The following is a 23,388-nucleotide window of genomic DNA, read 5'->3' as shown; positions in this document are numbered from 1 at the left end:
CTTTCATTTATCTACAGTGGTGACTAGCGACAATTAGTCCACCTGCCCCAGAGAGTTTCCATATTCCATTTCTCCCTGAACTACAAAAAGGATTTCTTCGGGATCATATTCTCCCATGTCGTCCTTCTTGGCTTCTTTCACGATGTAAGCTACGACCTCTTCCAAGTCGATGTTTACGTAGCCGTCGTTATCGGGCTGAGCGTCAAGAATGCCACTTTCTGAATAGTACTCGTCTATCAGATCGAGAAAATAGTACAGTTCATCATCCTCGAACTTCTCTTTCAGTTCCTGAGGCAGATAGTTCTTGATAAACTCGACGGTCTTTTCGTCATCGGCATCTTCTAATAAAAAATCATCTTCCAGTCCCATGGTTGTAAGTATTAAGTAATAAGTATTAAATATTAGACAAAGTCTAGAGAAGGTTCTTCACTTTTTCCACGAATACCGGTTTGGCGACTGCGCCTACCTGCTTGTCTACAATCTCACCATTCTTGAAGAACAAAACAGTAGGAATGTTGCGGATACCGTATTCGGCAGCCACATCGCTGTTATCATCCACATCGCATTTACCGATGATGACTTGTCCTTCAAACTCCGCAGCCAATTCTTCAATAATAGGAGCCACCATTTTACAAGGGCCACACCAGGGAGCCCAAAAATCCACCACAACAGGCTTTCCTTCTGCAAGGATTTCCTTATAGTTGCTGTCTGTAATTTCTAAAGCCATTTCTTTTTAAGTATTAAGTATTAATTATTATGTATTACTTCGTTTGTAGATTTGCGCTACAAAGATAATCAATTTATACGGAATCCAAGTTCGGGGCGCTCCTTTAAATATGTTATTAAATCTCTGCCTACCGAAAGCCTGACCGGACGGGAAATCAGATCGACCGACATACGGCTGTCCGTATCGTCCGTCACCTTGAAATAGAGTTCTGTATTACCGGGATGTTCTTTGGTCAAAGTCGCCAGCTCGGTAATAAGTCCCGAATTTAACACTGACAGAGGAATGATAATGGTGATCTTCTGCACCAATTCTTCTTTCACATCGGGCAGAAGTTCCATTGAAGTGATCTTGACTTCCAGCTCGTCCTGCCGCCATTGCTTGGCCTGACAACGGGCTTTGATATACAGGAACGTGCCTTCATTCAGATATCCCTGATAAGTCACCCAGTCATTTCCCCAGAAAGGTATTTCCGTAGAGCCCGAATAATCTTCGATCTTGGCAATACCATACGGATTACCATTCTTGCTGACTCCACGACGGACACTGGTCACAATGCCCCCCATTGTAATCTCCCGGCCTGCCAGAGCTGCTTTATCTTCCAAATCTGCCATATGGGTATTGCAGACGTGATCCAGCACAATCGCGAACTCATCCAGCGGATGGGCGGAAAGGTAAATACCTACCAGGTCGCGTTCCTTGTTCAGACGTTCGAGGTCGCCCCAGCGCTCTACTCCCTGAGGAATTTCGGGGGTGGCGATATCGACGACATTCGCTCCGCCGAACAATGAATTGATGGCAGCTCTCTTGTCTTCCTGATAGCGGTTGCCGTATCGCATTAAGGTTTCGAGGAATACTTCGCCCTTAGAGTTGACGGCAAAATACTGCTCCCGCTTCAATTCAGGGAAACTGTCGAAACCTCCCGCCAACGCCAGACATTCCATATTCTTTTTATTGCAGGCATTCAGATTGACACGTTGTACGAAATCAAAGATACCTTTGAATGGTCCGTTGGCATTACGTTCTTCTACAATGCTTTGCACAGCGGCTTCGCCTACGCCTTTCACCGCTCCCAGTCCGAAACGGATATTACCGTCATGGTTGACCGTAAACTTCAGGTTACTCTCATTCACATCCGGACCGAGCGTCTGGATACCCATTGCCTTGCATTCGTCCATCAGCTTCGTGATATCGGTAATGTTGGACAAACTTCGGCTCATGACAGCCGCCATGTATTCCGACGGGTAGTTCGCTTTCAGATAGGCTGTCTGATAAGCTACCCAAGAGTAGCAAGTAGCGTGCGATTTGTTGAACGCATAAGAGGCAAACTTTTCCCAGTCGGTCCAAATCTTTTCAAGTACTTTCGGGTCATGCCCGTTCTTGCGTCCGCCTTCGATAAACTTAGGCTTCATGTGATCCAGCTTATCACGCAGCTTCTTACCCATCGCTTTGCGAAGAGCATCGGACTCACCACGGGTAAAGTCCGCCAGCAGACGTGACAAAAGCATCACCTGTTCCTGATAGACCGTAATGCCATACGTATCTTTCAGATATTTCTCCATCACCGGAATGTCATATTCAATCGGCTTACGGCCATGCTTACGGTCGATGAAGTCCGGAATATAATCCATCGGACCCGGACGATAGAGGGCATTCATAGCGATCAAATCTTCGAAGGTAGAAGGCTGCAATTCGCGCAGGTACTTCTGCATTCCGGCAGATTCAAACTGGAATGTTCCGATGGTACGTCCGTCACTATATAATTTGTAAGTTGCCGGATCGGTAATATCGATCTGGTCTACGTCTATCTCCAGACTACGACTCAGACGGATATTCTCAACCGCCTCCTTAATAATAGACAATGTTTTCAATCCGAGGAAGTCCATCTTGATCAATCCGGTATCCTCGATCACCGAACCTTCATACTGGGTAACGAGCATCTTTTCGCCCGTTTCCTTATCGTCGGCCGTACTTACAGGCACCCAGTCGGTAATGTCGTCACGACAGATAATCGTACCGCAGGCATGCACACCGGTACCACGAACGTTACCTTCAAGCATTTTGGCATACTTAAGAGTGTCTCGCACCAACGGGTCGGACGATGCCTCAGCCGCTTGCAGTTCGGGGACGTATTCGATGGCATTCCGCAGGTTCAACTTCTTGTCCGGGATTTTATCCGGAACCAGCTTTGCCAGACGGTCGGACTCCGAGAGAGGAAGTTTCTGTACACGGGCAACGTCTTTGATAGCCAGTTTGGTAGCCATCGTACCATACGTGATGATATGCGCTACTTTTTCCTGACCATATTTATTGGTTACCCAGCGAAGCACTTCACCACGACCGTCGTCATCGAAGTCCACATCGATATCGGGCAACGAAATACGGTCCGGATTCAAGAAACGCTCGAACAGCAAGTCGTATTGGATAGGGTCGATCTTGGTGATACCCAGACAGTAAGCCACTGCCGAACCGGCAGCCGAACCACGTCCGGGCCCTACCGATACGCCCAGTTCCGAGCGTGCGGCATTGATAAAGTCCTGCACTATCAAGAAGTATCCAGGGAAACCCATCGTTTTCATGATGTACAACTCGAAGTTGAGCCGTTCTTTCACTTCTTCCGACAAAGGGTCGCCATATATTCTTTTCGCACCGTCAAATGCTAACTTTGCCAGATAGTCGCCTTCAAGTTTGATACGATACAGTTTCTCATATCCCCCCAGACGTTTGATCTTGGCCTGTCCTTCCTCTTCGCTCAGCACCACATTACCATTTTCGTCCTGTGTAAACTCATCGAACAGGTCTTTCTCCGTATATTTGGCACGATATCCTTCTTCTGTCCCGAAGTCTTCGGGAATAGCGAAGGTAGGCATGATAGGTGCATGGTCAATCGAATAATATTCGACTTTATCTAGAATTTCCAGCGTATTGCTTAGTGCCTCGGGAATATCTGCAAAGAGTTCATTCATCTCTTCACGGGTCTTCATCCATTCCTGTTTGGTATACAGCATACGAGTCGGGTCATCCAGGTCTTTGCCTGTACTCAGACAGATCAGACGGTCGTGCGCCTCGGCATTCTCTTCATCCACAAAATGGACGTCGTTGGTGCAGATCAGCTTGATATTATACTTCCGGGCATACTCCTGCAAGTATTTGTTCACATTTACCTGTAGCGGATAACATTCATGATTGGCACGGGGTACAGTCGCCTTATGGCGCTGCATCTCCAGATAGTAGTCATCACCAAACAGGTTCTTATACCATTGGATCGCTTCTTCGGCTTCGGCAAACTGCCCTGCGGTAATACGCTTCGGCACCTCGCCACCCAGACACGCCGAGCAGACAATCAGACCTTCGTGATACTTCTCCAGCTCACTGCGGTCGGTACGCGGACGCATATAGTACCCGCGCGTCCACGCGTGCGATACTAATTTAATAAGGTTATGATAACCTTTCTCATTCTTGGCAAGTACAATCAGGTGATAACCGCTTTGGTCCGGCTTCCCTTCTTTCAAGTCCATCGTACGGCGGGCGACGTACATCTCACAACCGATAATCGGTTTAAAGAGCTTGTTCTCCGCCTCCACGATCTTCGCCTTGCAGGCAGCTATCTCCGCCTCCTTATCCTCACATTCCACTGTGCCGGCTTCAATCCCTGCAATCCGCTTCTTCAGATCCTTGATTTCCCCTTTCGGACCGCTATTCTTCTTATTGACATAGTTCGTAAATTCCTTGATGCCGAACATATTTCCATGATCGGTCACGGCAATACCCTTCATCCCATTTTTCATGGCTTTATCTACCAGACGGGCGACACTTGCCTGACCATCCAGTAGAGAATATTGCGTATGAACGTGTAAATGAACGAAATCCTGCATAATGATAAGTAGTTAATTTGAAGGCATAAAATTACTACCTCCCGCGTTATAAACAAAAATAATCCTCAAAAAGTTATCAACACTCGCATTTCTCTGCTCATTTACTTGCTGTTTTTTTAAAATAAGTATATTTTTGCACACAATATCATTAAACAGCATTCATGGGCCGACTAAAGAAATTAAAAAAGATACGTATTCACCGCGAAGGAACACATATATTATGGGCTAGCTTTTTGCTATTGCTACTGATCAATGCGGCTCTTTACTGGGGAATAGATTGCAAAATTCCTTTTTATGTGGTAGCAGTAGCCAGTATTGCAGTATATCTGCTGATGGTTAACTTCTTCCGCTGTCCGATTCGACTTTTCGGGAAGGATACGGAGAAAATAGTCGTTGCTCCTGCCGACGGCAAAATCGTAGTCATTGAAGAAGTAGACGAAAACGAATATTTTCATGACCGTCGACTGATGATCTCTATCTTCATGAGCATCGTAAACGTACATGCGAACTGGTACCCGGTGGACGGCACTATTAAAAAAGTAGCCCACCACAACGGTAATTTCATGAAAGCATGGCTGCCCAAAGCAAGTACGGAGAACGAACGCTCTACAGTAGTTATAGAAACTCCGGAAGGAGTGGAAGTGCTGACCCGACAAATTGCGGGAGCCGTGGCACGCCGCATTGTCACCTACGCTGAAGTAGGAGAAGAATGCTATATCGACGAACACATGGGGTTCATCAAATTCGGTTCCCGTGTGGATGTATATCTGCCCCTCGGCACGGAAGTCTGTGTCAACATGGGACAACTAACGACCGGTAACCAAACGGTTATCGCCAAACTTAAATAATTCGGTCACAATGACAAATGTTATAAAGAACAATATTCCGAATACAGTAACCTGCCTGAACCTTTTCTCCGGTTGTATCGCTTGTGTCATGGCTTTCGAAGCCCGATATGACCTGGCACTGCTTTTTATTATTCTGAGCGCTGTCTTCGATTTCTTCGACGGCATGCTGGCTCGTGTTCTGAATGCACACTCAATCATCGGAAAAGACTTGGATTCACTTGCTGATGATGTAAGTTTCGGTGTGGCCCCTTCGCTGATTGTATTCTCCTTATTAAAAGAGATGTACTATCCGGCAAGTATGGAATTCATAGCTCCTTACCTGCCTTATGCAGCCTTCCTGATTTCCGTATTCTCAGCGTTGCGACTGGCAAAGTTCAACAATGATACCCGCCAGACCAGTTCTTTCATTGGCCTCCCTGTTCCGGCAAACGCTTTGTTCTGGGGTTCTTTCGTCGTGGGAGCACATGACTTCTTGGTCTCCGAAAACTGCCATCCTGTCTACATTCTTCTATTGGTTTGTCTGTTTTCATGGTTACTGGTGTCAGAGATACCGATGTTCTCGCTGAAGTTTAAGAATCTTTCATGGAGTACTAATAAAATCAGTTTCATTTTCTTGATTGTATGTATCCCATTCCTCATTTTCTTGGGTATTAGCAGCTTCGCAGCAATCATTGTCTGGTATATTTTACTTTCACTTTTTACAAGAAAAAGTAAATAAACAATCTCTTGGCACGTTTGTTGTACTATGAGTTTCATCGAAGTTACAACATAAAATCATCGCCCAATGCATATATTTTTATTTTTACTTCTTTTTCTGGCTGCCATTGTCATATTTGGCCTTTCGATTGTCGGATTTATATTAAGAGCCATCTTCGGGCTTGGTCGTGGTTCGTCTTCCCGGACGAAGCAGACGGATAGTGGACAAAACAACCAGCAGCAAAGCCGTCCCGGCTACACTCAGAACATCGATAACCGTACAGATAACGAAGAAGAAATTTTCTCTGAAAACAGACCGAGAACCAAACATAAGAAAATATTCACTCAGGATGATGGTGAATACGTGGATTTTGAGGAAGTAAAATAATGCAATTTATTTTCTTCGGGATGCGAAGAATTCCTTCATCAGTGCAGCACATTCGTCTGCAAGGATACCTTTTACAACTACCGTTTTAGGATGCAGCGCTTGTGCCGCATATCGCTGATACCCGCGTTTATCATCTTCCGCACCAAAAACAAGTTTTCCCGTTTGTGCCCAGGCAATAGCACCGGCACACATCACACAGGGCTCTACGGTGACATACAGTGTACATTCGTTCAGGTACTTTCCGCCAAGCACATTGGCCGCAGCAGTAATAACCTGCATTTCAGCATGGGCTGTCACATCATTCAATGTTTCTGTCAGGTTATGGGCACGGGCAATGATTCGCTCTTTACAGACAACCACTGCCCCTACAGGAACTTCTCCCCGCTCTGCAGCCTTGCCTGCCTCTATCAATGCCTGTTTCATAAAATAAGTATCGTCCAGTGTCATAATCAGCGTCTCATATCATGTTCTCCGAAGAGGGTAGGATAATCTTCTTCCATATTTTTATGGATAAACATAAGAATCGTTTCACGAAGCCAGCGCGACTTATTCGTTATCTTATATTTTTCCAGATAACGATCGACAATCAGCTGCTCGTCTTCGCTTAACAAAATGCTCATTCGCCGTTCCCGTTTGGTATACTCAGCATGCATTTTCAGGCACTTTTTGCTCCTTTTTCTCATATCTTCTGCAAAATTACTTTTACTTCTGTAAAAACAAAGAATAAAAGCTGTAAATTTGCAAAAAAAGATGGCTGAACACAATGAATTAGGGAAAGCAGGGGAAAATGCCGCAGTAGCCTATCTCGAAGAACATGGTTATCTTATCCGCCACAGGAACTGGAGAAAGGGACACCTTGAGCTGGATATCGTAGCTGCTAAAAAGAATGAACTGGTGATAGTAGAAGTAAAAACACGCAGTAATACTCTGTTTGCCCAACCGGAAGAGGCGGTAGATTTACCAAAGATTAAACGAACGGTGCGTGCAGCAGACACCTACATGAAACTATTTCAAATAGATGTTCCGGTACGCTTTGATATTATAACTGTAATCAGTGAGAACGGAAATTTCAGAATAGACCATATAAAGGAAGCTTTTTATCCTCCTTTATTTTAATATAGAACAAGTATTTTAATAAAGAGCAAAAACATAGAATTGAAAGACTTATGAATGTAGAAACTATCAGGGAGTACTGTTTAAGCAAAAAAGGGGCAACCGAATCATTTCCATTCGATGACGTATCACTTGTAATAAAGGTGATGAATAAAATGTTTGCCCTCATCGACTTGGAAGGAGCAAACTCTATCGCACTGAAATGTGACCCGGAACGTGCCATCGAATTGCGTGACTATTATACAAGTATCGAAGGTGCCAGCCATTTCAACAAGAAATACTGGAATAGAATCAACTTCGGTATGGATGCGGATGACAAACTTATCAAAGAACTCGTTGATCATTCTTATGAAGAGGTCATCAAAAAATTCACTAAAAAACTGCGTGCTGAATATGATGCCCTCCCTTGATACACTATTTCCTGTTCCATTGATTCATATCAGTGAGACAAACTCTACAAACAGCTATCTGCAGACTCTTTGTTCCAAACAGCAGGAAGTTGCAGAATTCACGACGGTAGTTGCCGACTTCCAGACATCCGGACGTGGACAACGTGGCAATTCGTGGGAGTCTGAGCCCGGGAAAAATCTTCTTTTCAGTTTTGTTCTTTTTCCAGAGTTTCTGGAAGCGCGCCGGCAGTTTTTAATTTCCCAAGTTATGTCGCTGGCTATTAAAGAGGAACTGGATAGCTATACGGACGATATTTCCATCAAATGGCCGAATGACATTTACTGGAAAAATAAAAAAATATGTGGCATGCTGATCGAAAATGATCTGATGGGACGTACTATCAGACAAAGCATTTCCGGCATCGGAATCAACGTGAACCAGGAAGCATTCCACAGTTCAGCCCCAAACCCGGTTTCGCTTCAACAAATCACAGGAAAACAATATGAAATTTTCGGGATTCTCAGAAATATCATGCTCCGCGTTCAATCTTATTATGAATTACTCCGAAACGATGATACTGAATTTATAGCCAACCGATATGAAAAAGCGCTTTTCAGAAAAGAAGGGATGCATCGGTATAAAGACCCTGATGGAGAATTCTTTGCGAGAATTGTTTGTGTAGAGCCCGAAGGAAGACTCATACTGGAAGACGAAACGCTGAGAAAAAGAGGCTATATGTTTAAAGAGGTAGAATATTTATTGATATAATACATACATCCTAAAGAAGAAAACATTACCTTTGAGTTTGCTATATAAAAAACACCTTTAATTTTATGAAGAAAATACAGTATGTCAAGTTACTTGGTCTTTTGACCGTTTTATTACTCCTCAACATATCATGTAAAGATGATGACACTCTACTGCGAGGTAGTGGAATTACAGAACAAAGCTGGTCTACTAACCAAACATATTTTGCCTCAGCAGAGCAAACCCTCACTTTTACTTTCACAACTCTGTCCAGCTGGACTGCTCAAAACAGTTCTGCCGCATTATTATCATTAGATAATGATGCAGGAAACTCCGGGAAAAACACCATAAAAATTACGGTACACAAGTCTTCTCAGGAGCAAGGTACCATTACGATTAAAGTAAATGGATATTCCTCTACCAGCAATATAAAAATCCAGTTGAGTAATGATAATGTAGAAGGATACGAAATCAACTATAGCGTAGATCAATATTTGAAGGAAAAATACTTGTGGAATGATGATTATAAATTACTAACTCCCAATTTCAAGCAAGCTTATGATGCCTTTTTAAGAAACACATTGCTAAGCATGACTACTAATACATTGGACAAAAAACGCAATAGTAATGGTACCTATTCATTATTTTCATTTATCCAAAAGCTAGATCCGGATTTACAATCTTCCCGAAGTGCCAAGGAGAAAAAAAACTTAGAGTATAATTATGGGTTCGTAAACTTTGTAGCCGTTCAAACCCGTAATACTTCCAATATTGTTTTTGTCATACAAGGAGTACATAAAGGATCATCTGCCGATAAAGCAGGGCTAAAACGTGGAATGGAAATAGCCGAAATAAACAATCAAAAGATAACAACGTCTAATGTGCAAACGTATTACTCTAAATTGATGCAGCCGTCCTCTCCAACTTCTATAGAAGTTAAAGACAAAGATGGAAAAGTATATACAATAGACTCCGGACCTATTTATGTAAATCCAATCATTCATCACCAAGTCAACGGACAGACCGGTTATTTGGTATATTCGGCCTTTGAATCCGGCTTTGATCAGGAACTATTCGATGTATTCAAAGAATTTAAAAACCAAGGTATAGAAGAGTTAATTCTAGATCTCCGTTACAACGGAGGAGGAGATGTTACATCAGCCAATCTCATATCCAGTTGCATCGCCGGAGATTTTTGCATTGGAAAGACATTCGCTTCATACCGATATAATGATGGGCGCATGAAAGCCCTTAACAATCAACGTCCTATTCAAAAATTTGTATATTCTCTGTATGACAATTTAAATACTTCTCTCTCTGACGGAGGTTTAAATCTACGGAAAATCTACTGCCTTGTTACCGACGACTCTGCATCTGCAAGTGAATTAGTAATCAATGCACTGAGAGGAATTGATATCGAAGTTGTTCTAATCGGCACTACTACACATGGGAAAAACGTAGGAATGGAAGGAGTAGAACTGACTGTTGATACAGACAAATATCTGCTTTTCCCTATAACTTTCCAGGCATACAATGCTAAAGGCTTTGGAGACTTTGAGAACGGTTTTACACCTGACTACGAAATAAATGAAAATAAGCCTAACGGAGAATATTTCGAAGGGTATGGAGACTTTGGTACAGAAAGTGATCCTTTATATGCCAAAGCAATCAGTTTGATTTCAGGAACGGACTTAGTAACCACTACCCCTACAAGGGCAGCAAATCAAGCTAAAGAACAAGCACAAATAATAGCTACACCTAATTTGAACCGCATCGGTATGATAAAATAAGATTGCATACATTGTTATTATAGAGAAAGAGGTGAACCGCTCAGCGATTCACCTCTTTCTCTATCAACAAGATCTTATCTAATGTCTTTTTAGCCTCCGTCGATGGAAACCTCAACACTACTTTCTGCAAGGAACTTCGTGCTTTTTCATATCCGGTAGCAAACAGTTTCGACAACCCATCCCGATAACGTGCATACTGCATCTTCGTCGGCGAAGAAATCTTTCTGTAATCACTCTCCAGTTTTTTCTTCTCTCTCTCCGCCATCAAATAATAATAATTGCCGAGAAAAATGTTGGCTGCCAGATTATCAGCATCCAACCTCAATATATTCTCATACAGACGCAACGCATCCTTCTCCTGCCCACGACATACCTGCATTTCGGCAACGGCTTCCAGATAATCTACATTATCAGGGGTCTTCTGCGACAGCTCTTTATAAAACAAAAAGGCTTTATCATAATTCCGATTCTTCTTATAGGCAAGAGCTAACTCATTAGAGAGTTTCGAGCTAATATCACTGCTCTTATCTATACTCGTCCAATAGAACATTTCCGATCGGTCTATATTCAGACTGATAGCCTGGCGGAAATAGCTAACCGCCTGTCCATGCTGACCAGCTTCAATAGCCGCCGAAACTTTATGCAACATCTCATCGACCGTCTGTGCATTCAGCATCAGCGGCAACGAAAACAAAGAAAAAAGAAGAATAGTTAAGGCTTTCATAATCAGTTACATTGTTTCTAGTTCGTGACACGCAAATATACAATAAAAAAATAAAAGATGTACCTTTGTCCGCAAAAAGAACAATCTATTTAACAAAAGTGTTTCTACAAGATGATAAAGAAGAAAACTACCTCCGAAAACAGACGAATATTACAGATTGCCGTACCATCGATTATTTCGAATATTACTGTACCATTGCTGGGACTTATCGATGTCACTATCGTGGGGCATCTCGGTTCTCCGGCATACATCGGAGCGATTGCCGTGGGAGGAATGTTATTCAATATCATCTATTGGATCTTTGGGTTTCTGCGCATGGGAACAAGCGGTATGACTTCACAAGCATACGGCCAGCATGACTTAAACGAGATCAACCGGCTACTGATACGCTCTGTTGGTGTCGGACTATTTATTGCTGTCTGCTTGCTGATTCTCCAATACCCCATTCTTCATCTGGCATTTACGCTTATACAAACTACGGAAGAAGTCAAGCAACTGGCAATGACCTATTTCTATATCTGCATTTGGGGAGCTCCGGCAATGCTGGGCCTTTACGGATTTGCAGGCTGGTTTATCGGAATGCAAAACTCACGTTTCCCGATGTATATTGCCATTACACAGAATATAGTCAATATCATTGCCAGTCTGTCTTTTGTCTACCTTCTGGATATGAAAGTGGCAGGAGTGGCTACCGGGACTCTTATCGCACAGTATGCAGGCTTTTTTATGGCCATACTATTATATATGCGTTATTACAGTACCCTCAGAAAACGTATCATATGGAAAGACATCATACAAAAGCAGGCGATGTACCGTTTCTTCCAGGTAAACCGTGATATATTCTTCCGTACTCTCTGTCTGGTGATTGTGACAATGTTCTTCACGTCGGCTGGAGCGGCACAAGGAGAAGTCGTACTGGCAGTAAACACACTACTGATGCAGCTGTTCACGCTTTTCTCTTATATCATGGACGGCTTTGCTTATGCAGGAGAAGCATTGGCCGGACGCTATATCGGTGCACGAAATCAAACGGCTCTCCGCAATACAGTAAACCATCTCTTCTATTGGGGCATCGGACTATCTGCTGCATTCACCCTTTTATACGCAACAGGTGGAAAAGGGTTTCTCGGGTTACTGACAAATGATATTTCAGTAATCAATGCCTCAGATACTTATTTTTATTGGGCACTTGCTATTCCATTGGCAGGTTTCTCCGCTTTTTTATGGGACGGGGTATTCATTGGCGCCACTGCAACCCGGCAGATGCTTTATTCAATGCTAGTTGCTTCCGTCAGCTTTTTTATTATCTACTACGCTTTCCACAATCTTTTGGGAAACCATGCTTTATGGCTGGCTTTCATCACTTACCTGTCATTGAGGGGAATCGTACAAACCTTCATTGGAAGAGAAATTGTGAAGAAAGCGATATGAAAGTTATCGCACAACTATGAGGTCTATCCAACAAATTATCTCTATATTTGCAGTAAACTAAATGTAAAAAGATTATGGCAAAGTATAAAAGAATTCTGCTGAAGCTCAGTGGAGAAAGCCTGATGGGGGAAAAACAATACGGCATTGACGAAAAAAGACTGGCGGAATATGCCGCACAAATCAAGGAAATCCATGAACAGGGAGTACAAATCGGTATCGTTATCGGCGGCGGAAATATCTTCCGTGGATTAAGTGGGGCTAACAAAGGCTTCGACCGCGTGAAAGGTGACCAGATGGGTATGCTGGCAACTGTTATCAACAGCCTTGCACTCAGTTCTGCATTAGTAGCAGCCGGAGTGAAAGCCCGTGTACTTACAGCAGTCCGTATGGAACCAATCGGTGAATTTTACAGTAAATGGAAAGCAATCGAATGTATGGAAAACGGTGAAATCGTTATCATGTCCGGCGGTACGGGAAATCCTTTCTTTACTACAGACACCGGCTCTTCATTACGAGGAATAGAAATCGAAGCGGACGTTATGCTGAAAGGTACCCGTGTAGATGGCATTTATACTGCCGACCCCGAGAAAGACCGCACTGCAACCAAATTCAGCGACATCACCTATGATGAAGTTCTGAAACGTGGTCTGAAAGTAATGGACCTGACCGCTACTTGCATGTGCAAAGAAAATAATCTGCCGATTGTCGTTTTTGACATGGATACGGTAGGTAACCTGAAAAAAGTAATCAGCGGAGAAGAAATCGGAACAGTAGTGCACAACTAAGGTTTAGTCCTTTCGGTCGAAAGACCAAACAGCGCCATAGAACTATTATTCCTTTTCACACAATTTCCCAATAGCTGTATTCCTGTCAGCTAATCTTCTTATATATATTTATTTGTCTGGCAATAGGCAGACAAATAAATATATATAAACAAGTTTAGTCACATATGGCCTAAAGACTAATCTCATTCAAGATTAAAGTCATTCCATAATACCTAAAAGATTAAATTATACTATCAACCCACTAAATACTTGTTTATCATCTGCGAACTCCGTACTTTTGCACGCTATTTTTTTAGAAAGCATACATAAATGAATAACAAGACCAAAGGTTTTATCTATGGAGCTATCGCCGCTGCAAGCTACGGCATGAATCCTCTCTTCGCACTCCCGCTTTATGCAGTTGGCATGAGCGTTGATACTGTTTTATTCTATCGCTATGCGCTTGCTGCGATCGTACTCGGTATTTTAATGAAACTGCAAGGACAGCCTTTCGCCCTCCGGAAAGCAGATATCCTTCCTTTGGTAATCATGGGGCTACTATTTTCATTTTCATCTCTGCTTTTATTTATGAGTTATAATTATATGGATGCCGGAATTGCTTCTACCATTCTATTTGTATATCCGGTAATGGTAGCTGTTATTATGGGAGTATTTTTCAAAGAGAAAATTTCCGCAATTACTGTCTTCTCTATTTTACTGGCACTCTCGGGCATTGCCCTACTCTACCAGGGTGATGGGAATAAGCCACTCTCCACCATAGGAATTATCTTTGTTTTACTGTCATCCCTCTCTTATGCCATTTATATCGTAGGAGTCAACCGGTCTTCGTTAAAGACACTGCCGACCACCAAGCTTACGTTTTATGCGATACTATTCGGACTATCAGTTTATATAGTCCGCTTAAATTTCTGCACGGAATTACAGATGATACCATCCCCATTATTGTGGGCAGATGTATTGGCTTTGGCTATTCTTCCCACTGCTGTATCACTGATTTGCACAACATTAGCGATCCATTATATAGGTTCCACTCCTACCGCTATATTAGGTGCTTTGGAGCCTGTAACAGCACTATTTTTCGGAGTCCTCCTGTTTCACGAAAAACTGACTCCACGATTAATGGCCGGCATTTTAATGATTATCACTGCCGTTACCTTGATTATCCTCGGCAAGTCGCTTATAAAAAAGATGAGTATGCTGTTGCAGATAAACAAAAAATAGTATACTTTTGCTAATCAATCAACCAAATAGCAACTTTAATTATCAAAAATATGGTAGACGTAAAGACTTGCCTTGACAATGCACAAGAAAAAATGGATATGGCCATAATGTATCTGGAAGAAGCATTGGCACATATCCGCGCTGGGAAAGCGAGTACCCGACTGTTGGATGGTATCCGCGTAGACTCTTATGGAAGTATGGTAGCCCTCAGCAACGTAGCTGCTTTATCCACTCCGGATGCTCGTAGTATCACCATCAAACCATGGGACAAAAGCATGTTCCGTGTCATCGAAAAAGCCATTATCGACTCTGACCTTGGCATTATGCCTGAAAATAATGGTGAAATTATCCGTCTTGGTATCCCTCCTTTGACGGAAGAACGTCGTAAACAACTAGCCAAACAGTGTAAAGCTGAAGGCGAAACAGCCAAAGTGAGTGTACGTAACGCTCGTCGTGATGGTATCGACGCTCTGAAGAAAGCTGTAAAGGACGGACTAGCAGAAGACGAACAGAAGAATGCAGAAGCCAAGCTACAAAAGATCCACGATAAGTATATCAAACAAATTGAAGATATGCTTGCCGACAAGGATAAAGAAATCATGACCGTTTAATAAACTAAAAAGATAAAGTGCACGGATTAGTAATCAAGAACACGGGTAGTTGGTATCAAGTGAAAACCGACGACGGACAATTTATTGAATGTAAAATCAAAGGTAATTTCCGGTTAAAAGGTATTCGTAGCACCAATCCCGTAGCTGTGGGAGATCGTGTTCAGATTATACTCAACCAAGAAGGTACTGCCTTTATCAATGAAATAGAAGATAGGAAGAACTACATCATTCGCCGTTCTTCCAATCTTTCTAAACAATCTCACATTCTTGCTGCCAACCTTGACCAATGTATGTTGGTAGTAACTATCAATTACCCCGAAACTTCAACCATCTTTATTGATCGTTTTCTTGCCTCTGCCGAAGCTTATCGCGTACCCGTCAAATTGGTATTCAATAAAGTGGATGCTTATGACGAAGATGAACTCCATTATCTGGATGCTCTGATTAACTTATATACTCATATCGGCTATCCTTGTTTCAAAGTATCCGCAAAGAAAGGAACCGGAGTTGACACTATTAAAAAAGAGTTAGAAGGAAAGATCACCCTTTTTTCCGGACATTCCGGAGTGGGGAAATCAACTCTTATTAACGCTATTCTACCGGGAATTGAAACGAAGACCGGTGAAATTTCAACCTATCATAATAAAGGTATGCATACGACTACCTTCTCTGAAATGTTCTCTGTCGACGGAGATGGATATATTATCGATACTCCAGGAATCAAAGGATTTGGAACATTCGATATGGAAGAGGAAGAGATCGGACATTATTTTCCTGAAATATTCAAAGTATCTGCCGATTGCAAATATGGAAATTGTACACATCGACACGAACCGGGGTGTGCTGTACGTGAAGCGGTGGAGAAACATCTTATCAGCGAATCACGCTATACTTCTTACTTGAATATGCTGGAAGATAGGGAGGAAGGAAAGTATAGGGCAGCATACTAATCAATCATTTTCCAAACACCGCTGCATATATAAAAATATTCTATCAAGATAGCACCTGATAGAATGAATAACTGATATAGTTCTTGATTATTTTGAATAACCAAGAACTATATAATGATTTTAGAACTGTGTTCCATTACCATCTGTCTTATAACGTACAGACTTTATTTTACCTAATTCTCCAGCAGGCACATGCCAACGAACAAGATAGTCTTGATCCTCACAATGATTTTTAGCCTGATTCATTCTTAAAACATAAAATTCTCCATTTTCTAAGCCTACACCCAAGTAATTACCACCTGGACACGATGTATCCAAAGCTGTCACAGGACTATCAAAATCTAACAATTTCTTAAAGCTAATATCCTCATCCAAATTGTCAATATCGTATAAATATAAACTATTTCCACTTGAAACAAATGTATAGGGATGTGATGAATCTAATCCATAACCTTCAGAATATTCCAAAACCGCTATAATACTCTTCTCATTGAATATATTTCCAAATAAAGCTGGTACTTTTCCTTCTTGCCCCTCATTCACACTAGTTTTAAAGGTACCATCACTTGTATACGCTCGCTCTATCATAAATTTTTGATAATAATAGTTACTATTCTTTTCAAAAATAGAAAAGAACCAATTGACATATGTGTTACGATTATCCCGGAAAAATCCTGTGTGGATCACATTACATTCTTTCATATTATTCAATGGAGTAAATTTTTCCGGCCATTCATCGCCTGAATAATTAGCTTCTTCTATTTTGCCAATGGTAGTAACATCTGAACTAGCCGACCAATTAGTACCGACTAAGTCTGATATAACTAGATAGCGCTTCTTATGATTATCATATAATAACAAGAAATTTCTATAGCTAGAAAAATCATCCGGTATGATACGAATATTCTTCAACGTTTCACCCTTAAACATCATTGGTTGTGAAAGAAAACGTTGAGAATGAAATAATTCATTGGTTGTTTTTCTACGTTGGTAAAGGCATCCATCTTTATCAGTCACTAAATCAAGCCATTGCATAAACATTACATCACTAATTTGAGGTACTTCACCTGAAAAAATGGTTTCAGCTCTCATTGCCTCTTTAAAAGTATAGGCATTAATATCTACTAGATCAGTTTTACAAACAGCCATTATTTGAGAACCATAACTCCCTTTACAGAAATGCTCATGAAGCTTAAACACATCATTCGGCAGTGATTTCCCATTTTCTTTTTGATACAATCCTGTCAAAAGTTCATAATCAGAAACATCGTCATAATATATTCCTTTTAAAAGACTCAGACAAGGTATTCCATCTTTCTCACTTAAGATTAAGAAACCTTCCGCCTGATAAGGTTCGCCTACTGTAAGATAAAAAGCTGTAATAAAATGAGTTCCATTCTCAATATCTTCTATATCAAGCAATACAGCTCCACTGCCCAATATATCACTTTTCCAACTTAGCGTTTCATCAGTTCCAATTATCTGATCTTTGAAAGTCCAAGTATAATTAAAATTCATATTAGGTCTTTCATTTACTATAGTCAATACAGGACGAACAGACACCATTCCTCCTATAGTTACACTCATACTGGAATTTACATTAATACTAGTACCATCTTCTTTCAAAAATTTTTCAACTTCGATCTTTGACAGATTTTTATAGTCATAGTTTCCTTTATCCTCATAACAACTAGAGCATAAAAAAGTGACACAGCATATAAATAGAAATATCTTATTTTTCATATTCTTTCAATTTTAATAAATAGGAAGATCTATCAACTCATTATCTTTATCTTTCCAACCATATTTCTCAATATCATTTTTGAACTTTACTGCTAACTCCATTATCTGATACCCTTCATATTCTGATAAATCAAGCACCTCTCCACCACAACTTTCAATGAATTTCTCATATTTAATAGGTGTCCATTCACCTAAATAATTCATTTCAATATCGCTATTCCACCAAGTTGGCTTACTGATTTGGTTATCAAAAGTAACAGATGCCGTTAGACTCTGAGCACGTGACTCACTTTCTCCTAAATAATCAGCTACGCCAAAGTTCTCATTGGGAGTCAAACGAAGTGTAACACGTACCGTTTCATTAAGCAGATGAGCTGTATTATGCAAGGTTATTTTTAATTGATCTTTCAATACTCCAGCATGAAATATCTGTTCGGTATCCAAAGTATAGTCTTCAACCTTGGCGGTTGTTTTATCCTTCACAACTTCTATAGAATACGATTTGTCCTCAATGAGTTGTATTCCAACTAATCGTACTTCAAAAAAAACATCATAATCATCTATTCCAGGGTGATGTTTAAATGTAACGAAGGTAGTATCCATATATTTATCATTCGGAATATAAAGATAATTCTTTGCAGCATCATATTGTGTCAATCCTTCCTTGCTACAAGCGCATAAAGAAAGAATGATTATACCTAATATAAATATGTATTTCCTCATATATCGTTAATATTTGGTTTGTAGTTATAAGTTTTCATTATCCGGACGCGGCAAAACAAATTGCAACTCTGACGTCATATACTTAGAATTTGGATAGATATTGAATTTCTTAAAATAAAAAAACAATTGTCCTTCCCCTATAAATTCACGACGTGCCTCATTGACTAAAGCCTGATTAAAATCACCTGATAATCTTCCCTTCGTACAACTATGTCCCGCACGCAAAACATCCATCTCTTCAAAAGCAACATCTGTCTGTCCTTTACTATTATAATACTCAGCTCGGATATAATACATTTCCCCTAAACGAATCATAGGAATTATATCTTTCGAATAATTTGCAAGTGTTCCACTAGCCTCAACATTCTTTATACTAACCGGATAATAATTTAATGTCGTAACTAATTTTTTACGAATATCCGAATTATCATCAAATAAATCGTCTGCACTCCAAGCATTTAAATAAAGGGACATTTCACCACCATAATAAGGTTTATAAATTGTCCATAGCTGATCATTAGACAAACAGAATATTATTTCTTCATACAATTTTGTATTGCCATTACGAAGAGTGTAAGAAGGAGTAAAAGTAAAGCATTTACTTCCATAGCTATCACACAAAGCATTAATAACAATTTCTGTTTCATTGAAAGCTTCCTGATGCATACCTGCATAATTATAAACTCTTGCTAACAAAGCACAAACGGCATAATAATTCATTCTATACCCTCTGTAAGCAAAAAAGATATCATCCGCTCCTCCATTCTCTATGCGATTTATAGGACTTAATTGAACTATATTTGCTAAATCATAACTCCCTACCAACTCTTTGGCAATCTTTAAATCGGCAATTGCTTTATTAAGCACATCTTGGTTACTGGTATAAGGTTGAAATGTACATGGATAAGTTGTCACATAAGGTATATACAATTGCTTATCTTCCTCCACATTCATCATAGAAGGAGCAAATAATCGTAGTATATCCAAATGAAGGTAGGCACGCAATGCCAGCGCTTCACCTTTTATCACATTTTTCTCTATTTCTCCCTCAGCAAACTTTCCAGCAGGTTCATTGTCAATACGCTGGATTATATTATTGCAATTAGCTATATTATTATATGCTTTGGACCAAATACCCTCAATGATACTTTTAACCTTCTCATCTGTATAACTATATTTTGCAGAAAGTGCATATTCACTAGACAACTCAGAAAGCATATACATATGAGCAATTACATCTAGAAATCCCCAGTTTAATTGTTGTCCATAAAGACTTGACTCAGCCATCTGTGCGTATACACCATTCAGAGCTACACGATATCCATCACCGGTCGCAAAAAGATCTGTTTCTGTTGTGGTATCTTTAGGCTCAATATTCAACCAATCGTTGCAAGAACTAAGCCCGACAAACAGAAAAATAGATATTATTAATTTATATATTTTCATTTCCTTCATAATCTATTAGAAACTTGCTTTTAATGAAAAATTAATAGTTCTTGAATATGGATAACTCAATCCTCTCTCCAACTCAACGGAGGACCAGCGTGCCAGTTCATTAGCGCCAACACCAAAACGCAACATACTTAATCCAATATGTTTGATTAACGTTGGATTGACATCATATTCCAATGCTATAGAATTAAGACTCACCCAATTATAGTCTTGCACAAAACGTGAAGTAGGCTTGGTTACCTCAACAGTTTCCCGGTTACTCACTTGAATTCTCTTGAAAGAGGCCAGATCTCCCGGTTCTTTCCAACGTTCAGTCAATACTCTTCTGTCTGCATTATCATTTGCAATATCTACACCTTCTATCTTATCAGCCAAAGTTCTATTATAACGTTGTCCTCCAAACTCATACATAAAAGTAGTGTAGAGACTAAAACGTTTCCAAGTCAAGTTTAAGCCAAAAGTCCCCTGCGCAGTAGGTTCTTCATTACCAACAACAACCTGATTAGCAGAATTCCAATATTTAGTAACAGTTCCATCCGGATTTTGGAAGAGCTCTTCTCCAGTAGCAGGATCAATGCCAAGTGATTTCATCGCCCAAATTGCATTTTGCGATACACCTTCCGAATATTTTTTATAGCTCTTTGACGCCACTTGGGTATTGGAATTAGCTGGATCACTAAAAAATGCATCTACTTTATCATTATAGGCTTTTAAACTCTCTGCAATTTTCACAATTTTATTCCTATTATGTGCCAAGTTGGCAAGGAGAGTAAGATTCCAGTCCTTTGTACGAATAAAATTGACACGTACATCCAACTCAAATCCTTTATTCTCAATTTCACCAATATTATCCATATAAGTAGTAAAACCAGAATGACTAGGGATAGTAACAGAGTTAATACAATCAACAGTTCTCTTAATATAATAACTACCTCTCAAATACAACAAACGCTTAAACAAACTGACTTCCATACCCACATCTAATGTATTGGTTGTTTCCCAAGTCAACCCTTTGTTTCCTAAAGCATATAATACAGCCCCATAACCCGTTTTGTACCATTGATCAGAAAGAATACGATATGTTGTTTTTGCATCATAAGATGCAAAATTCACCTTACCAATCTGCCCATAACTAGCACGGAGCTTCAACAAATCAAAAACATCCATGTTCGTAAAGAATTTATAATTATGTAAATTCACACCGGTACCAAAGCTCCAAAATGGAGCATATTTTCTATCAGTACCAAACTTGGATGAGCCATCCATACGAATACTAGCATCAAACAAATAAATATTATCATAACTATAATTCACCAAACCGATCAAACCCATCAGACGCGAATGTTCTTCACTCTGTGTTGGTTTACTTACAATCTCCTCTGCATAATTAGGTGAATGTAAACTACCTGAAGGAAAACCCTTATAATTAGCAGAAAGACTCTTTTCCTTACTTTCCATAATATTCATCCCAACTGAAGTATTGATATTATGTTTTCCAATGAAGCGGTTATAAGCTAAAGATGCCTGCCAATCAAGAACAAAGCTATCACCGGAACCAGTAGCCAATGTACCGGCAGAAAGATTTGTATTACTCAAAATCGGATCATTCTTCATTGAATTGGGATCAAGAAAATTTTCACTGTTACTAAACTGACGTGTAAGCCCAAGTGTGCTTTTAAACAATAAATATTTAGAAATATTCCACTGTGCACTCAAATTATTTATAACTTGTTCATAAGAAGATTTACTATAGCTACCTAAAGTTGCCTCATATAATGGGTTATAAGTAACTGTCCTATTCCCCCATCTAGTCAATTCCTTCATATACTCACCATTTTCATTCTCATAAACATCATATGGTAATTGAGTGGTATAATCAGAAAACGAACCATAAGGTGAATCTTTAGAGCTATTCACATCATACGTAAAATGATTTCGAACAACAAGATTTCCGATTGTATACTGTATATATGCACCGGCCCCCCATACATCTCGTTTGGAGCCTTTCATTACACCATCGTTTTTGTTCAAACTCAATTCCACTCCAAAACGTAATTTATCAGAACCTCCATCAACATAAAGACTATGATTCATATTAAAAGAAGTCTGTAATGGCTTACTTAACCAATATGTATCTACACCATTCTTTACATTATACAATTTTTTATTATAGAAGTCCTGAAACTTATGTTCACCTTCGTTATCAACAAAACAATTAGCTAATCTTTCAGCCTCTAATTTCTCCGCTGCATTCATCAGGTTATAATCACTCAAGTCTGGCATTTCCACCTCACCAGTTAAGCTATAAGCAACATTCAATTTCCCCGGTTTAGGAGTTACAGTTGTTATTACTACAACCCCATTAGCGGCACGTGAACCATACATAGCTGTAGCTGCAGCATCCTTCAAAATTGTAACACTTTCTATACGAGAAGGATCCATGTCATACAATTTTGTAACACTAATTTCGAAACCATCCATTATAAAAGTCGGAAGATTCGGATTGTTTTTCAAAGAGGATTTAGAAGTTACATCCACATCTAATTCTTTAATTCCAATCCCAGACTTACCACGCAAATATACTTCAGGAAGAGCATTAGGGTCAGATCCCCACATACTATTTTCCGCAATACGGAAAGATGGATCAAAAGCCTGAAGTGCAGCAATCACATTGGTTTTGGAAACCTTTTGCAATTCTTCTTTTTTAACAGTTATAGTATTTCCGGTAAAACTTTCCTTTTTCAAAGTTGCATACCCTGTTACTACAACCTCATTCACCTCATTCACATCTTCCTTCATATGAATTTGAATCTCTTTTTTCTGACTACCCTTTACTGTAACTTCCTGAGTTACCATTCCGATATAAGAGACTATCAATACGACATCTTCCCGTGGGGCACTAAGCATAAAGTTCCCATCAATGTCACCAACTGTACCTCCCTGCACACCTTTTACCCTTACATTCACACCGGGTAAGGAATGGCCTTCCGCATCTGTAACCTTACCTCTAATAACCCGGTAACTATTGTCCTCTACTTTAACAGTAACCTTAGTCTGTGCACTAGCAAAGAAAGTGTACGGAAGCATAGCTACCAATAATAAGCAGCCCATAATAAAACTTCGCTTTTTTTTCATAAATGCTGTGTTGTGTTTAGTTATATATTGTAATCCAACAAA

Annotated in this window: 22 protein-coding genes; 12 read left to right on the top strand and 10 right to left on the bottom strand. The window is 40.1% G+C overall.

Features of this window, described 5'->3' with window-relative positions; genetic code table 11:
* Nucleotides 1-33: 33 nt before the first annotated feature.
* From BLW31_RS15775 to dnaE, 3 genes are all read right to left on the bottom strand, one after another.
* The gene (locus tag BLW31_RS15775; RefSeq protein ID WP_010539437.1) at nucleotides 34-369 is read right to left on the bottom strand and encodes a hypothetical protein; all 336 of its coding nucleotides are present in this window, start codon (nucleotides 367-369) and stop codon (nucleotides 34-36) included.
* Nucleotides 370-412: 43 nt separating this feature from the next.
* Nucleotides 413-727 (bottom strand): thioredoxin, encoded by a 315-nt coding sequence (gene trxA, locus BLW31_RS15770; RefSeq protein ID WP_008759608.1) that lies wholly within the window; start codon nucleotides 725-727, stop codon nucleotides 413-415.
* A gap of 68 nt (nucleotides 728-795) precedes the next feature.
* A complete protein-coding gene (gene dnaE, locus BLW31_RS15765) occupies nucleotides 796-4,599 on the bottom strand; it encodes a DNA polymerase III subunit alpha (protein ID WP_010539438.1) in 3,804 nt (1,267 codons plus the stop codon).
* Nucleotides 4,600-4,760: 161 nt separating this feature from the next.
* Between dnaE and BLW31_RS15760 the strand changes: the two genes are divergently transcribed.
* From BLW31_RS15760 to BLW31_RS15750, 3 genes are all read left to right on the top strand, one after another.
* Nucleotides 4,761-5,447, top strand: a complete 687-nt coding sequence (locus BLW31_RS15760) for a phosphatidylserine decarboxylase family protein (RefSeq protein ID WP_008759606.1) — start codon at nucleotides 4,761-4,763, stop codon at nucleotides 5,445-5,447.
* 10 nt (nucleotides 5,448-5,457) lie between these two features.
* Nucleotides 5,458-6,165: a CDP-diacylglycerol--serine O-phosphatidyltransferase gene (pssA, locus tag BLW31_RS15755; RefSeq protein ID WP_010539439.1), complete on the top strand. Its 708-nt coding sequence runs from the start codon at nucleotides 5,458-5,460 to the stop codon at nucleotides 6,163-6,165.
* 66 nt (nucleotides 6,166-6,231) lie between these two features.
* A complete protein-coding gene (locus BLW31_RS15750) occupies nucleotides 6,232-6,531 on the top strand; it encodes a DUF4834 family protein (RefSeq protein ID WP_010539440.1) in 300 nt (99 codons plus the stop codon).
* A gap of 6 nt (nucleotides 6,532-6,537) precedes the next feature.
* Here the strand turns inward: BLW31_RS15750 and BLW31_RS15745 are convergent, their stop codons facing one another.
* Nucleotides 6,538-6,978, bottom strand: a complete 441-nt coding sequence (locus tag BLW31_RS15745) for a nucleoside deaminase (protein WP_010539441.1) — start codon at nucleotides 6,976-6,978, stop codon at nucleotides 6,538-6,540.
* 2 nt (nucleotides 6,979-6,980) lie between these two features.
* Complete coding sequence (locus tag BLW31_RS15740) at nucleotides 6,981-7,214, bottom strand: hypothetical protein (RefSeq protein WP_008759602.1); 234 nt, start codon at nucleotides 7,212-7,214, stop codon at nucleotides 6,981-6,983.
* A gap of 67 nt (nucleotides 7,215-7,281) precedes the next feature.
* Here BLW31_RS15740 and BLW31_RS15735 point away from each other — a divergent pair, with 67 nt between their 5' ends.
* The 4 genes from BLW31_RS15735 (at nucleotide 7,282) to BLW31_RS15720 (ending at nucleotide 10,571) form a co-directional block, all read left to right on the top strand.
* Entirely contained in the window at nucleotides 7,282-7,647 is a 366-nt protein-coding gene (locus tag BLW31_RS15735) for a YraN family protein (RefSeq protein WP_010539443.1), read from the top strand.
* 50 nt (nucleotides 7,648-7,697) lie between these two features.
* Nucleotides 7,698-8,054 carry an MmcQ/YjbR family DNA-binding protein gene (locus BLW31_RS15730; RefSeq protein ID WP_010539444.1) on the top strand — a complete coding sequence of 119 codons (357 nt, stop codon included), beginning with the start codon at nucleotides 7,698-7,700 and terminating at the stop codon, nucleotides 8,052-8,054.
* Nucleotides 8,038-8,802 (top strand): biotin--[acetyl-CoA-carboxylase] ligase, encoded by a 765-nt coding sequence (locus BLW31_RS15725; protein WP_022300899.1) that lies wholly within the window; start codon nucleotides 8,038-8,040, stop codon nucleotides 8,800-8,802. Before BLW31_RS15730 ends, BLW31_RS15725 begins: the two co-directional genes overlap by 17 nt.
* A gap of 65 nt (nucleotides 8,803-8,867) precedes the next feature.
* Nucleotides 8,868-10,571 (top strand): S41 family peptidase, encoded by a 1,704-nt coding sequence (locus BLW31_RS15720; RefSeq protein ID WP_010539446.1) that lies wholly within the window; start codon nucleotides 8,868-8,870, stop codon nucleotides 10,569-10,571.
* A gap of 40 nt (nucleotides 10,572-10,611) precedes the next feature.
* Here BLW31_RS15720 and BLW31_RS15715 read toward each other — a convergent pair whose 3' ends face one another.
* Nucleotides 10,612-11,295 carry a tetratricopeptide repeat protein gene (locus BLW31_RS15715; RefSeq protein ID WP_010539447.1) on the bottom strand — a complete coding sequence of 228 codons (684 nt, stop codon included), beginning with the start codon at nucleotides 11,293-11,295 and terminating at the stop codon, nucleotides 10,612-10,614.
* Nucleotides 11,296-11,406: 111 nt separating this feature from the next.
* On the opposite strand from BLW31_RS15715, the gene BLW31_RS15710 reads away from it, so the two are divergent.
* From BLW31_RS15710 to rsgA, 5 genes are all read left to right on the top strand, one after another.
* Nucleotides 11,407-12,726 (top strand): MATE family efflux transporter, encoded by a 1,320-nt coding sequence (locus BLW31_RS15710; RefSeq protein WP_010539448.1) that lies wholly within the window; start codon nucleotides 11,407-11,409, stop codon nucleotides 12,724-12,726.
* Nucleotides 12,727-12,800: 74 nt separating this feature from the next.
* On the top strand, nucleotides 12,801-13,511 hold the full coding sequence (gene pyrH / locus BLW31_RS15705; protein ID WP_010539449.1) for a UMP kinase: 711 nt from the start codon (nucleotides 12,801-12,803) through the stop codon (nucleotides 13,509-13,511).
* Between the two features lie 309 nt (nucleotides 13,512-13,820).
* Complete coding sequence (locus BLW31_RS15700) at nucleotides 13,821-14,732, top strand: DMT family transporter (protein ID WP_010539450.1); 912 nt, start codon at nucleotides 13,821-13,823, stop codon at nucleotides 14,730-14,732.
* 50 nt (nucleotides 14,733-14,782) lie between these two features.
* The gene (gene frr / locus BLW31_RS15695; protein WP_010539451.1) at nucleotides 14,783-15,343 is read left to right on the top strand and encodes a ribosome recycling factor; all 561 of its coding nucleotides are present in this window, start codon (nucleotides 14,783-14,785) and stop codon (nucleotides 15,341-15,343) included.
* A gap of 17 nt (nucleotides 15,344-15,360) precedes the next feature.
* Complete coding sequence (gene rsgA / locus BLW31_RS15690) at nucleotides 15,361-16,293, top strand: ribosome small subunit-dependent GTPase A (protein ID WP_010539452.1); 933 nt, start codon at nucleotides 15,361-15,363, stop codon at nucleotides 16,291-16,293.
* Between the two features lie 120 nt (nucleotides 16,294-16,413).
* Here the strand turns inward: rsgA and BLW31_RS15685 are convergent, their stop codons facing one another.
* From BLW31_RS15685 to BLW31_RS15670, 4 genes are read right to left on the bottom strand one after another with little or no spacing between them, the layout of a single operon-like run.
* The gene (locus BLW31_RS15685; protein ID WP_010539453.1) at nucleotides 16,414-18,036 is read right to left on the bottom strand and encodes a PKD-like family lipoprotein; all 1,623 of its coding nucleotides are present in this window, start codon (nucleotides 18,034-18,036) and stop codon (nucleotides 16,414-16,416) included.
* A gap of 12 nt (nucleotides 18,037-18,048) precedes the next feature.
* The gene (locus BLW31_RS15680; RefSeq protein WP_010539454.1) at nucleotides 18,049-18,759 is read right to left on the bottom strand and encodes a DUF4843 domain-containing protein; all 711 of its coding nucleotides are present in this window, start codon (nucleotides 18,757-18,759) and stop codon (nucleotides 18,049-18,051) included.
* Nucleotides 18,760-18,783: 24 nt separating this feature from the next.
* The gene (locus BLW31_RS15675; protein ID WP_010539455.1) at nucleotides 18,784-20,214 is read right to left on the bottom strand and encodes a RagB/SusD family nutrient uptake outer membrane protein; all 1,431 of its coding nucleotides are present in this window, start codon (nucleotides 20,212-20,214) and stop codon (nucleotides 18,784-18,786) included.
* A 6-nt stretch (nucleotides 20,215-20,220) separates the two neighbouring features.
* A complete protein-coding gene (locus tag BLW31_RS15670) occupies nucleotides 20,221-23,346 on the bottom strand; it encodes a SusC/RagA family TonB-linked outer membrane protein (protein WP_029425718.1) in 3,126 nt (1,041 codons plus the stop codon).
* Nucleotides 23,347-23,388 lie beyond the last annotated feature (42 nt).

Source organism: Bacteroides faecis MAJ27 (assembly GCF_900106755.1).
GTDB classification, from domain to species: Bacteria; Bacteroidota; Bacteroidia; order Bacteroidales; family Bacteroidaceae; genus Bacteroides; species Bacteroides faecis.
The sequence above is the reverse complement of the archived record's forward strand: the minus strand, read 5'-3'. Positions and strand labels throughout refer to the sequence as shown.